Raw genomic sequence first — 12,159 nt, 5'->3', positions numbered from 1 at the left:
CCACGGACCTTTAGAGGAGCCTATTAAATGGCACGTTTCTTCCGTCGTCGTAAATTCTGCCGCTTCACTGCTGAAGACGTGAAAGAGATCGACTTCAAAGATCTCAACACCCTGAAAGCTTACGTATCCGAAACCGGCAAGATCGTTCCAAGCCGTATCACCGGTACCAAAGCTCGTTATCAGCGTCAGCTGGCTACCGCTATCAAGCGCGCCCGCTTCCTGGCCCTGCTGCCCTACACCGACAGCCACGGCCGCTGAGACCGGGTCGTCGACAAGCAGTAAGGGATTAGCATGCGAGCGTTAGCAAGTTTCATCATGCGCGGTCGTGTGCAGGCCACCCTCGTGGTGGTCATCAGCGCGGTACTGCCGCTGCTGTTCTGGTTGAGTGCCGCTGCCGGCAGCCTCGTGCTGCTGCGGCGTGGGTTCAAGGATGCTACATCGGTCATCGCCGGCGGCTTGCTGGCCGGGCTGGCCGTGTGGGTCATGGGCGATCCCATCACCTTTCTGGTGATTGCGGGTGCCTTGGCCTTGGCCGCCATGTTGCGTGCCGAGCACCCCTGGAGCCGGGTGTTGCTCGCCAGTGCCGTGTTCGCCGTGGCTTTCAGCCTCGTGCTTGATCTGGCGCTGGCGCAAACCTTCGATGTGCTGGCCAAGGCGTTTGCCGAAGCCATGCCGAAAATCGAAGGGCAACCGGTGCTCTCCGGTGAGCTGATCCGCCCTGTGCTGGTCGCTTCCACAGCAGTGACGGTGCAATTGTTCAGTGTGCTGGCGTTGATGCTGGCGCGCTATTGGCAGGCAGCGTTGTACAACCCTGGAGGCTTCGGTCGCGAGTTTCGCGAACTGAAGTTGCCGAAACAGACCATGGCGGTCTTGGTGGCAGTGATGGTGGTGGCGCCGTTTATCGGCCCGCAGTTCATCATCCTGGCATCGGCTTCCAGCCTGGTACTGGTGCTGGCCGGCATCGCCTTGATGCACGGGCTGGTGGCACAGGGCCGACTGGCCGGTTTCTGGCTGGTGGGGATGTACGTGACGCTACCGCTGATCATGCAGCTGATTTATCCGTTGCTGATGGTTTTGGCCATTGTCGACAGCCTGATTGATTTTCGCGGTCGCAAGTCCCCTCCGGGGAAAGACTCCGCGAACGGTGAAGGTTAAAAGTTAAGAGGTTTTACCAAATGGAACTGATCCTGCTGGAAAAAGTCGCTAACCTGGGCAACCTGGGCGACAAAGTAAAAGTTAAGGCTGGTTACGGCCGTAACTTCCTGCTGCCATTCGGCAAGGCCACCGTTGCCAACGCCGCCAACCTGGCTGCGTTCGAAGAGCGTCGTGCCGAGCTGGAAAAAGCAGCCGCTGACAAGAAAGCTTCGGCTGAAAGCCGCGCTGCCCAACTGGCCGAGCTGGAAGTGACCATCACTGCCACCGCTGGCGACGAAGGCAAGCTGTTCGGTTCGATCGGCACCCACGACATCGCTGACGCCCTGACCGCCTCCGGCGTTGAAGTGGCCAAGGCTGAAGTTCGTCTGCCGAATGGCACCATCCGTCAGGTTGGCGAATACGACGTAGCCGTGCACCTGCACAGCGACGTTGAAGCCACCGTACGCGTGGTCGTCGTAGCTGCCTAAGCTGCGCTAACTGGCTGGCTCCTTGCGAGTCAGGCGGTTAACATCGGGCACGGTCCTGTTTTCGACAGGCCGTGCCCTTTGTCTTTTTCATCCTCCAGAATTCTTTCGTGGCCATGAACGAGATCACCACCTCCGAACAGCTTGACCTGCAAACCGCAGCCCTGAAGGTACCGCCGCATTCCATCGAGGCCGAACAGGCCGTGCTCGGTGGCCTGATGCTGGACAACAATGCCTGGGAGCGGGTGCTGGACCAGGTGTCGGACGGCGACTTCTACCGGCATGACCACCGGCTGATCTTCCGCGCCGTGCACAAGTTGGCCGACGCCAACCAGCCATTCGACGTGGTGACCCTGCACGAGCAGTTGGACAAGGAAGGCCTGTCCTCGCAAGTCGGCGGCTTGGCTTACCTGGCCGAGCTGGCCAAGAACACCCCTTCGGTGGCCAACATCAAGGCCTACGCTGCGATCATTCGTGAGCGGGCCACGTTGCGCCAGCTGATCAGCATCAGTACCGACATCGCCGACAACGCGTTCAACCCGCAGGGGCGCAACGCTGCCGAGATTCTCGACGATGCGGAACGGCAGATCTTCCAGATCGCCGAGGCACGGCCTAAAACCGGCGGCCCGGTGGGCGTCAACGAGCTGTTGACCATGGCCATCGACCGCATCGATACGCTGTTCAACTCCGACAGTGACATCACCGGTATCTCCACCGGTTACACCGACCTGGACGAGAAGACCAGCGGCCTGCAGGCAGCCGACCTGATCATCGTCGCGGGTCGTCCGTCGATGGGTAAGACCACCTTCGCCATGAACCTGGTGGAAAACGCCGTTCTGCGTACCGACAAGGCGGTGCTGGTGTTCTCCCTCGAGATGCCAGGTGAGTCGCTGATCATGCGTATGCTTTCGTCCCTGGGGCGTATCGACCAGACCAAGGTCCGTTCCGGCCAGCTGGACGACGACGACTGGCCGCGCCTGACCTCGGCAGTGAACCTGCTCAACGACCGAAAATTGTTCATCGACGATACGGCGGGTATCAGCCCCTCGGAAATGCGCGCGCGTACCCGCCGCCTGGCCCGTGAGCATGGCGAGATCGCCATGATCATGGTCGACTACCTGCAGCTGATGCAGATTCCGGGGTCGGCCGGTGACAACCGTACCAACGAAATTTCCGAGATTTCCCGCTCGCTCAAGGCCCTGGCCAAAGAATTCAACTGCCCGGTCATTGCCCTTTCGCAGCTGAACCGCTCGCTGGAACAGCGCCCGAACAAACGCCCGGTGAACTCCGACTTGCGTGAATCCGGTGCAATCGAGCAGGACGCCGACGTGATCATGTTCGTGTACCGCGACGAGGTGTACCACCCCGAGACCGAGCACAAGGGCGTGGCGGAAATCATCATCGGCAAACAGCGTAACGGCCCCATCGGCTTCGTGCGTTTGGCGTTTATCGGCAAGTACACCCGGTTCGAGAACTTGGCGCCGGGGATGTACAACTTCGATGACGACGAATAACTCATTGCGTTAGCAGGGGGCCTTGTAGGGGCTGCTTTGCAGCCCATCGCGACGCAAGGCCCACATTCGTTTCAACTCGGCCAAGGCGGGCAACGGGCAACCATGGCCTTGCAGGTTTGGCACGTTGCAACAAATGTGGGAGCGGCCTTGCGTCGCGATGCGCCGCGCGGGCGGCGCTCGATTTCACAGGCGCTGAAACTGCTGTGTCGAACACCTGGCGCCCTCACCAAACCAACCACCTGACGCCCCCCCCAACTGTCGCTCTCCTCACCAATCCCCACGAATCCAGTCGGATTTGGTCAAAATTTGTGCTATATTCCGCGCCCGCGATTTCCCTGCACACCAGAACCGGTCACTGACATGCAAGCAGCCAAACCACTCTACGACTATCCCAAGTACTGGGCCGAATGCTTCGGGCCAGCACCTTTCCTGCCAATGAGCAGGGAGGAGATGGATCTGCTCGGCTGGGATTCCTGCGACATCATCATCGTGACCGGTGATGCCTACGTCGACCATCCGTCGTTCGGCATGGCCATCATTGGCCGTCTGCTGGAAGCCCAAGGCTTCCGCGTGGGCATCATCGCCCAGCCGAACTGGCAGTCGAAAGACGACTTCATGAAGCTCGGCGAACCGAACCTGTTCTTCGGTGTGGCCGCCGGCAACATGGACTCGATGATCAACCGCTACACCGCGGACAAGAAGATCCGTTCCGACGATGCCTACACCCCTGGTGGCCTGGCCGGCAGCCGTCCGGACCGTGCCAGCCTGGTGTACAGCCAGCGCTGCAAGGAGGCCTACAAGCATGTGCCGATCGTGCTCGGCGGCATCGAGGCTTCGCTGCGCCGCATCGCCCACTACGACTACTGGCAGGACAAGGTTCGTCACTCGATCCTGATCGACGCCAGCGCCGACATCCTGCTGTTCGGCAACGCCGAGCGTGCGGTGGTCGAGGTGGCCCAGCGCCTGTCCAACGGGGAGAAGATCGAGACCATCACCGACGTGCGCGGCACCGCCTTCGTGCGCCGCGATACCCCGCAGGGCTGGTACGAGATCGACTCCACCCGTATCGACCGCCCGGGGCGCGTCGACAAGATCATCAACCCGTACGTGAACACCCAGGACACCCAGGCCTGCGCCATCGAGCAGGCCAAGGGCGACCAGGAAGACCCGAACGAAGCCAAGGTGGTGCAGATTCTCGACAGCCCGGCCGTGACCCGGGAAAAGTCGGTGATCCGCCTGCCATCGTTCGAAAAGGTGCGTAACGACCCGGTGCTCTATGCCCATGCCAACCGCGTGCTGCACCTGGAGACCAACCCGGGCAACGCCCGCGCGCTGGTGCAGAAGCATGGTGAAGTGGATGTGTGGTTCAACCCGCCACCCATCCCCATGAGCACCGAGGAAATGGACTACGTGTTCGGCATGCCATACGCCCGTGTGCCGCATCCGGCCTATGGCAAGGAGCGCATCCCGGCCTACGAGATGATCCGTTTCTCGGTGAACATCATGCGTGGCTGCTTCGGTGGCTGTACCTTCTGCTCGATCACCGAGCACGAAGGCCGCATCATCCAGAACCGCTCGCACGAGTCGATCCTGCACGAAATCGAAGAGATGCGTGACAAGGTGCCGGGCTTCACCGGCGTGGTCTCGGACCTTGGCGGGCCGACTGCCAACATGTACCGCATCGCCTGCAAAAGCCCCGAGATCGAGAAGCACTGCCGCAAGCCGTCGTGCGTGTTCCCGGGCATCTGCGAAAACCTCAATACCGACCACAGCTCGTTGATCGAGCTGTACCGCAAGGCCCGTGCGTTGCCGGGTGTGAAAAAGATCCTGATTGCTTCCGGCCTGCGCTACGACCTGGCGGTGGAATCGCCGGAGTACGTCAAGGAACTGGTCACCCACCACGTTGGCGGCTACCTGAAGATTGCCCCGGAGCACACCGAGCGTGGCCCGCTGGACAAGATGATGAAGCCGGGTATCGGCACCTACGACCGCTTCAAGCGCATGTTCGAGAAGTTCTCGAAAGAAGCGGGCAAGGAGCAGTACCTGATCCCGTACTTCATTGCCGCGCACCCCGGTACCACCGACGAAGACATGATGAACCTGGCCCTGTGGCTGAAGGGCAACGGCTTCCGTGCCGACCAGGTGCAGGCGTTCTACCCGTCGCCAATGGCCTCGGCCACGGCCATGTACCACTCAGGCAAGAACCCGCTGCGCAAGGTGACCTACAAGAGCGAAGGGGTGGAGATCGTCAAGAGCGACGAGCAACGCCGTCTGCACAAGGCGTTCTTGCGCTATCACGACCCGAAGGGCTGGCCGATGCTGCGTGAAGCGCTGCAGCGTATGGGCCGCGCCGACCTGATCGGGCCGGGCAAGCACCAGCTGATTCCGGCGCACCAGCCGCAGACCGACAGCTACCAGAGCGCGCGCCGCAAGAACTCGACCCCGGCGGGGAGCCACAAGGTGGGCAAGGACCAGAAGATCCTGACCCAGCACACCGGCCTGCCGCCGCGTGGCAGCGATGGCAGCAAGCCGTGGGACAAGCGCGAAAAGGCCAAGGCCGAAGCGTTTGCGCGTAACCAGCAGGCGGCCAAGGAGCGCAAAGAGGCGAGCAAGGGCGGCAAGGGCAACAAGAAGCCGCGTCAGCCTGTCATTCCCCGCTGATCTTGAAGGCTACATAGAGCCCTGTGGGAGCGGGTTCACCCGCGAATGCGTCGGTAGATCCACTATCGATTCGCGGGTGAACCCGCTCCTACTGGGTCAGTGTTCGGCCCATCCATCTGGGTCAGTCAGGCTGCTTGTCGACCCACTTAGGCGCGACCGGCGCCACAAAGCTGTCCATCCCGTCCAGCAGCTCGTCCGGCTGCTGCCCCAGCAGCAACATCGCCCGGTGTTGCGGGCGCACGAAACCTTCTTCGACGATATGGTCGAGGAACCCGCCCAGCTTGTCGTAGAAACCGTTCACATCCAGTAGCCCGAGCGGCTTGGCGTGATAGCCCAGCTGCCCCCAGGTCCACACTTCGAACAGTTCCTCCAGCGTACCCAGCCCACCCGGCAAGGCAATGAAGGCATCGCTCAGCTCGGCCATGCGGGCCTTGCGCGCATGCATGCCATCCACCACTTCCAGGCGGGTCAGGCCCTTGTGGCCGACTTCAGCGTCCAGCAGGCTCTGCGGGATGATCCCGACCACTTCTCCACCGGCCGCCATGGCCGCGTCGGCCACCACACCCATCAAGCCGACCGCGCCACCGCCATACACCAGGGTCAAGCCACGGCGGGCAATGGCCTGGCCCAGCGCGACGGCTGCTTCACGGTAGGCAGGGTTGGCGCCCATGCTGGCGCCGCAGAACACACAAACGGAACGTACGGGCATTGCTCATCTCCTGTCACTGAGGCGCACAGGTTACGGCGCATGCCGGTCACTTCCAAGGCCGGTTCATTCTGGACGGGAGAATTCGCAGATGGCTCCTGTGGCCCCGTGGGCGTAGGCGGCGAGCAGGCTATTGAGGAAGTTGGAGATGGGCATTTGGTATTGCTCCTAAATGAGAGGTTGTCTCATCGTCCAATAAAAGGGCATGATGTGCCCTTAGATTTGTTGTATACAATCCATTGAACAATTCTACTGGCTGGCCTCTTGACGCCCCCTTGACCCATATCAGCAAGGGGCTGAACGGTTTCAGGCAGTCTCGCAATTGATAAAACCCTGCCAAGGAGATTCATGATGTTTGCGAAAGCTGTAGCGGTATCTCTGCTGACCCTCGCCAGCGCTTCTGTCTTCGCCGCCGAGTGCTCGGTCACTGTCGACTCGACTGACCAGATGTCCTACACCAGCAAGGAATTCACTGTCGACAAGAGCTGCAAGGAATTCACCGTCAAACTGACCCACTCCGGCAACCTGCCGAAGAACGTCATGGGCCACAACCTGGTGATCAGCAAGACTGCCGATATGCAGGCCATTGCCACCGAAGGCATGAGCCAGGGTCTGGATAAGGACTACCTGAAGGCTGACAACGCCGCCATCATCGCCCACACCAAGATGATCGGCGCGCCTGAGAAAGAAACCGAAGTGAAGTTCGACACTTCCAAGCTGGAAGCCGGTGGTGACTACAGCTTCTTCTGCACCTTCCCGGGCCACATCTCGATGATGAAAGGCAAGGTCATCGTCAAGTAATCAAAGGCTGACGGCGAACCCTGTAGGAGCGGGTTCACCCGCGAATGCGTCGGTGGGTTCACCATCGTATTCGCGGGTGAACCCGCTCCTGCAGGCCACTTATCAAGGGGCGAACGGCAGTTCGCGCTTGTGCTGGGTCTTGCGGTAGGTGGCGACGATGATGTCGAACGCCGCCTGGTCAACCGGCTGCCCATGCAGGAAGGCATCGATCTGCGCGTAGGTCACGCCATGTGACGCCTCGTCCGGCTTGCCCGGCTCCAGGTCTTCCAGGTCGGCCGTTGGCACCTTCTCCACCAGTGCCTCCGGCGCACCGAAGCTACGCGCAATCGCCCGCACCTGATTCTTCACCAGCCCACTCAACGGCGCCAGGTCGCAGGCACCATCACCAAACTTGGTGAAGAAGCCCATTACCGCCTCGGCCGCGTGGTCGGTACCGATCACCAGACCTGCGCGGGCGCCAGCGATGGTGTACTGGGCGACCATCCGGGTGCGTGCCTTGACGTTGCCCACCACGAAGTCCACCAACGTCGGCGAGCCGTTCTTCAACGCCGCCACTTCAGCTGCCAATGCGCGCACTGCCGGGGCGATATCCACCGTGTGAACTTCATCTGCCTTGATCACGTCCAGGCATGCCTGGGCGTCATGCTCGTCATGCTGTACCTGGTACGGCAGGCGCACGGCAATGAAGGTGTAGGCCTTGTCGCCGGTCTCGGCGCGCAGCTCGTTGATGGCACGCTGGGCGAGCAGGGCGGCAGTCAGTGAGTCGACGCCACCGCTGATGCCCAGCACCAAGGTCTTGAGTCGAGCGTTGGCCAGGCAGTCCTTGATGAACGCCACCCGCCGGGCGACTTCGGCCTCGAGCGCTGCCGCGTCGGCGAACGGCGGCTGTACCTTCAGCGCCTGGGCAATCTCTTGCTGAACCGCTTGCATGGGTTACTCCTTGCTGGGGACTTTGAATACGTGACGCATGTAGGCGACGAAGTTCTCGTCGCGGCACTGGGTCTTGGCGGCTTCATCAGAGATCTTGGCCACCGGCGCGCCGTTGCAGTCGGTCATTTTAAGCACGATGTTCATGGGTGCCACACCTGGGATGTCGCAGGTCAGGTTGGTGCCGATGCCAAAGCTGACGTTGATGCGTCCGCGCAGGGCGCGGAAAATTTCCAGCGAGCGGGTCAGGTTGAGGCCGTCGGAAAACACCAGGGTCTTGGTCATCGGGTCGATACCCAGTTTCTGGTAATGGGCAATGGCCTTCTCCGCCCAGGCTACCGGCTCGCCCGAATCATGGCGCAGGCCGTCGAACAGCTTGGCGAAGTACAGGTCGAAATCGTCGAGGAAGGCATCCATGGTGATGCAGTCGGTCAGGGCGATGCCGAGCAGGCCGCGGTACTCGCGTACCCAGCAGTCCAGCGCAGCGATCTGGCTGTCGATCAGCCGTGGGCCGAGCTGCTGGTGGGCCATGATCCACTCGTGGGCCATGGTGCCCAGCGGCTTGATATCCAGTTTCCATGCCAGGTCGACGTTGCTGGTGCCGACAAAACGGCCGGGGAAGTCGTCGCGCAGCACCCTTGCCACTTCCTCCTGCACGCGGCTGGAAAAGCGCCGGCGGGTGCCGAAGTCGGCCACCTGCAGTTCGGCCAGCTCGTCGTCGCTGGCATGCGCACGCAGCCAGTCGAACTTGCGGTACAACTGGTCCCGCGCCTCGGCCAGGCGCATGTGCGGGTGCAGATTGCGGTTGCGTACTTCGCTGATGATGGCCAGCAGCGGCACTTCGAACAGGATCACATGCAGCCACGGACCTTTCAGGCGCAGGAACAGCTGATCATTTTCGATGCCGACGTGCACGTAACGCAGGTTGAAGCGGAACAGGCGCAGAAAGCGTAAAAAGTCGGGCTTGAGGAAGCTGATGCGTTCGAGGAAGGCCAGTTGGCCATCGTCCAGGGTGAGGTCGGCAAGCCGTTCGAGCTGATTGCGAATTTCGCCGAGGTAGGGGCGCAGGTCCTCACCGTTGCGGCAGCGGAATTCCCATTCGACGTCGGCGTCCGGGTAGTTGTGCAGCACACCCTGCATCATGGTGAGTTTGTAGAAGTCGGTGTCGAGCAGGTTGTGCACGATGCGCTCGGCGAATGCGCTTTCGCTCATCAAGGGGGCTCCGGAAGCGGCGATTGGCGGACATTGTGCCAGCCTTTTCCACCTTGTGTGGCTGTTCCGGCCTCTTCGCGGGCACGCCCGCTCCTGCACGGTGCGGGTACTTGCTCCTGTTGTAGGGGCGGGTTTGCCGGCGAAGAGGCCGGAACGGCCAAAACAGAGGTGTTTTTCCGTGCACCAGCTAGCCTTGAAACGGTGCCGCCTGTAGCAGTCGCGCACCAGCAGTGTGCAGTTCGGTGACGTCCGCTGTTACAGGGCGGTTGCACGTAAACACTTGCCAGGGTTGCAATGATGGCACTCGACGGTTGCTCCTTGTCTGTACGTGTGGTGGCGCCTGCCGCGTGGCAGACGGTTGCACGCTCAATAAAGAAAAGGCCGCCCGTCGGCTGCAGGCACCCTTCACAGTGTGTTTTCCCGGAATACAAAACCGATGGCACGGCCCTTGCTCTGAGTACCGGGCTGAGAAGTTGTAGTGCCAACCAAAAAAACTCTAGGAGCACCACCTCATGTCGCAGACGTTTTACAAGAAAGGTTTCCTGGCTCTGGCCGTTGCTACGGCACTGGGTGTTTCTTCGTATGTTCAGGCCGACGTCAAGATCGGTGTAGCGGGCCCCATGACCGGGGCAAACGCAGCGTTTGGCGAGCAGTACATGAAAGGTGCGCAGGCAGCGGCCGACAAGATCAACGCCGCCGGTGGCGTTAATGGCGAGAAAATCGTCCTGGTCAAAGGCGATGACGCCTGTGAGCCGAAGCAAGCCGTGGCCGTGGCCAACCGCCTGGTCGATCAGGACAAGGTGATTGGCGTGGTGGGCCACTTCTGTTCTTCCAACACGATCCCGGCCTCCGAGGTATATGACGAGGCGGGCGTGATCGCCATCACCCCAGGCTCCACCAACCCAGCGGTCACTGAGCGCGGCCTGAGCGCCATGTTCCGCATGTGCGGCCGTGATGACCAGCAGGGGATCGTCGCTGGCGACTACATCGTCGACGTGCTCAAGGGCAAGAAGGTCGCGGTGTTGCACGACAAGGACACCTACGGCCAGGGCCTGGCTGACGCGACCAAGGCACAGCTGAAGAAACGCGGCGTGGAGCCTGTGCTGTACGAAGGCTTGACCCGTGGCGAGAAAGACTTCAGCGCGGTGGTCACCAAGATCCGCTCTACCGGTGCCGACGTGGTCTACTTCGGCGGCCTGCACCCGGAAGCCGGCCCGCTGGTACGCCAGCTGCGCGAGCAGGGCCTGAAAGACGTCAAGTTCATGTCCGATGATGGCATCGTCACCGACGAACTGGTGTCCACCGCCGGCGGCGCGCAGTACGTCGATGGCGTGTACATGACCTTCGGCGCCGACCCGCGCCTGCTGCCAGACAGCAAGGCGGTGGTGGAGGAGTTCCGCAAGGCTGGCACTGAACCTGAGGGCTACACCTTGTACGCCTACGCTTCGCTGCAGGCCCTGGCTGCCGCGTTCAATGGCGCGAAGTCGAACAAGGGCGAAGACGCTGCCAAGTGGCTCAAGGCCAACCCGGTGCAGACCGTCATGGGTGAGAAGAAGTGGGACAGCAAGGGCGACCTGACCGTCTCCGACTACGTGGTCTACCAGTGGGACAAGACCGGTAAATACCACCAGCTGGAAAAACAAAAATAACAACGGCCCGCGGCCCGGGCGGTTGCTCGGGCCCAAGCCCCGCGGTACCTGTCTTTATTCGTAGATCTGCACAGTTCTGCGCTGCGAGGGCCCCGCACAGGTGGCCCGCGCCGTGGTCGGCGCTCGTGCAATCTCAATCAGGTGAGATTGCGTTATGGATGGTATTTTCCTGCAGCAACTGGTCAACGGCCTGACCCTCGGGTCGGTCTATGGCCTGATCGCCATCGGCTACACAATGGTCTATGGCATTATCGGCATGATCAACTTCGCGCACGGCGAGGTGTACATGATCTCCGCTTACCTCGCGGCGATCAGCCTGGCATTGCTGGCTTACTTCGGTGTCGAATCGTTCCCCCTGCTGATGCTGGGCACCTTGTTGTTCACCATCGTCGTCACCGGCGTTTATGGTTTCACCATCGAGCGCATCGCCTACAAACCGCTGCGTAACTCCACCCGCCTGGCACCGCTGATCAGTGCCATCGGCATTTCGCTGATCCTGCAGAACTACGCACAGATCAGCCAGGGCGCCCGCCAGCAAGGCGTGCCAACCCTGCTGGAAGGCGCCATGCGTGTCGAAGTCGGAACCGGCTTCGTGCAACTGACTTATACCAAGATCTTCATCCTGGTGGCGGCCTTCGTCGGCATGGGCCTGCTGACCTACGTGATCAAGTACACCAAGCTCGGCCGCATGTGCCGTGCTACCCAGCAAGACCGCAAGATGGCCTCGATCCTGGGTATCAACACCGACCGGGTAATCTCCTACGTGTTCGTCATCGGTGCGGTGATGGCCGCCCTGGCCGGCGTGCTCATCACCATGAACTACGGCACCTTCGACTTCTACGCCGGCTTCATCATCGGTATCAAGGCGTTCACTGCCGCAGTGCTCGGGGGTATCGGCTCGCTGCCGGGTGCCATGCTCGGCGGGATCATCCTGGGAATTTCCGAGTCGCTGTTCTCAGGCCTGATCAACTCCGACTACAAGGATGTGTTCAGCTTCTCGCTGCTGGTGATGATCCTTATCTTCCGCCCACAAGGCCTGCTGGGTCGCCCGCTCGTGGCTAAGGTGTGAA

The 12,159-nt window shown here is 61.3% G+C and carries 11 protein-coding genes; 8 read left to right on the top strand and 3 right to left on the bottom strand.

The annotated features are described in order from the left end of the window. Window positions 1-27 precede the first annotated feature (27 nt). The 5 genes from rpsR (at window position 28) to PRJ_RS24695 (ending at window position 5,794) form a co-directional block, all read left to right on the top strand. The gene (gene rpsR, locus PRJ_RS24715) at window positions 28-258 is read left to right on the top strand and encodes a 30S ribosomal protein S18 (RefSeq protein WP_003249563.1); all 231 of its coding nucleotides are present in this window, start codon (window positions 28-30) and stop codon (window positions 256-258) included. 33 nt (window positions 259-291) lie between these two features. Beyond that, the gene (locus PRJ_RS24710) at window positions 292-1,155 is read left to right on the top strand and encodes a hypothetical protein (RefSeq protein ID WP_003249565.1); all 864 of its coding nucleotides are present in this window, start codon (window positions 292-294) and stop codon (window positions 1,153-1,155) included. Between the two features lie 20 nt (window positions 1,156-1,175). Continuing rightward, the gene (gene rplI, locus PRJ_RS24705) at window positions 1,176-1,622 is read left to right on the top strand and encodes a 50S ribosomal protein L9 (protein WP_003249568.1); all 447 of its coding nucleotides are present in this window, start codon (window positions 1,176-1,178) and stop codon (window positions 1,620-1,622) included. Between the two features lie 113 nt (window positions 1,623-1,735). Beyond that, window positions 1,736-3,133 carry a replicative DNA helicase gene (gene dnaB, locus PRJ_RS24700; RefSeq protein ID WP_010955472.1) on the top strand — a complete coding sequence of 466 codons (1,398 nt, stop codon included), beginning with the start codon at window positions 1,736-1,738 and terminating at the stop codon, window positions 3,131-3,133. A gap of 360 nt (window positions 3,134-3,493) precedes the next feature. Further along, window positions 3,494-5,794, top strand: coding sequence for a YgiQ family radical SAM protein (locus PRJ_RS24695; protein ID WP_003249577.1), 2,301 nt, complete (start codon window positions 3,494-3,496; stop codon window positions 5,792-5,794). Window positions 5,795-5,915: 121 nt separating this feature from the next. Here the strand turns inward: PRJ_RS24695 and PRJ_RS24690 are convergent, their stop codons facing one another. Beyond that, window positions 5,916-6,503 carry a TIGR00730 family Rossman fold protein gene (locus PRJ_RS24690; protein ID WP_003249578.1) on the bottom strand — a complete coding sequence of 196 codons (588 nt, stop codon included), beginning with the start codon at window positions 6,501-6,503 and terminating at the stop codon, window positions 5,916-5,918. Window positions 6,504-6,851: 348 nt separating this feature from the next. Here PRJ_RS24690 and azu point away from each other — a divergent pair, with 348 nt between their 5' ends. After that, a complete protein-coding gene (gene azu / locus PRJ_RS24685) occupies window positions 6,852-7,301 on the top strand; it encodes an azurin (protein ID WP_003249580.1) in 450 nt (149 codons plus the stop codon). Window positions 7,302-7,403: 102 nt separating this feature from the next. Here the strand turns inward: azu and nadE are convergent, their stop codons facing one another. Together nadE and pncB are read right to left on the bottom strand one after the other, a co-directional pair. After that, window positions 7,404-8,231: an ammonia-dependent NAD(+) synthetase gene (nadE, locus tag PRJ_RS24680; protein WP_104962640.1), complete on the bottom strand. Its 828-nt coding sequence runs from the start codon at window positions 8,229-8,231 to the stop codon at window positions 7,404-7,406. 3 nt (window positions 8,232-8,234) lie between these two features. Further along, window positions 8,235-9,440 (bottom strand): nicotinate phosphoribosyltransferase, encoded by a 1,206-nt coding sequence (gene pncB, locus PRJ_RS24675; protein WP_020190387.1) that lies wholly within the window; start codon window positions 9,438-9,440, stop codon window positions 8,235-8,237. 512 nt (window positions 9,441-9,952) lie between these two features. Here pncB and PRJ_RS24665 point away from each other — a divergent pair. After that, the gene (locus PRJ_RS24665; protein ID WP_014860425.1) at window positions 9,953-11,089 is read left to right on the top strand and encodes a branched-chain amino acid ABC transporter substrate-binding protein; all 1,137 of its coding nucleotides are present in this window, start codon (window positions 9,953-9,955) and stop codon (window positions 11,087-11,089) included. Between the two features lie 154 nt (window positions 11,090-11,243). Next, window positions 11,244-12,158 (top strand): branched-chain amino acid ABC transporter permease, encoded by a 915-nt coding sequence (locus PRJ_RS24660; RefSeq protein WP_014592581.1) that lies wholly within the window; start codon window positions 11,244-11,246, stop codon window positions 12,156-12,158. Window position 12,159: the final 1 nt, after the last annotated feature.

It is taken from the genome of Pseudomonas sp. XWY-1 (genome assembly GCF_002953115.1).
GTDB lineage: Bacteria > Pseudomonadota > Gammaproteobacteria > Pseudomonadales > Pseudomonadaceae > Aquipseudomonas > Aquipseudomonas alloputida.
The sequence above is the reverse complement of the archived record's forward strand: the minus strand, read 5'-3'. Positions and strand labels throughout refer to the sequence as shown.

Bases quoted from the DNA above. Each gene is read 5' to 3' on its own strand.
- PRJ_RS24665 (WP_014860425.1), top strand. From the start codon at position 9,953: ATGTCGCAGACGTTTTACAAGAAAGGTTTCCTGGCTCTGGCCGTTGCT.
- rpsR (WP_003249563.1), top strand. From the start codon at position 28: ATGGCACGTTTCTTCCGTCGTCGTAAATTCTGCCGCTTCACTGCTGAA.
- PRJ_RS24660 (WP_014592581.1), top strand. From the start codon at position 11,244: ATGGATGGTATTTTCCTGCAGCAACTGGTCAACGGCCTGACCCTCGGG.
- PRJ_RS24695 (WP_003249577.1), top strand. From the start codon at position 3,494: ATGCAAGCAGCCAAACCACTCTACGACTATCCCAAGTACTGGGCCGAA.
- PRJ_RS24690 (WP_003249578.1), bottom strand. From the start codon at position 6,503: ATGCCCGTACGTTCCGTTTGTGTGTTCTGCGGCGCCAGCATGGGCGCC.
- azu (WP_003249580.1), top strand. From the start codon at position 6,852: ATGTTTGCGAAAGCTGTAGCGGTATCTCTGCTGACCCTCGCCAGCGCT.
- PRJ_RS24710 (WP_003249565.1), top strand. From the start codon at position 292: ATGCGAGCGTTAGCAAGTTTCATCATGCGCGGTCGTGTGCAGGCCACC.
- pncB (WP_020190387.1), bottom strand. From the start codon at position 9,440: ATGAGCGAAAGCGCATTCGCCGAGCGCATCGTGCACAACCTGCTCGAC.
- dnaB (WP_010955472.1), top strand. From the start codon at position 1,736: ATGAACGAGATCACCACCTCCGAACAGCTTGACCTGCAAACCGCAGCC.
- nadE (WP_104962640.1), bottom strand. From the start codon at position 8,231: ATGCAAGCGGTTCAGCAAGAGATTGCCCAGGCGCTGAAGGTACAGCCG.
- rplI (WP_003249568.1), top strand. From the start codon at position 1,176: ATGGAACTGATCCTGCTGGAAAAAGTCGCTAACCTGGGCAACCTGGGC.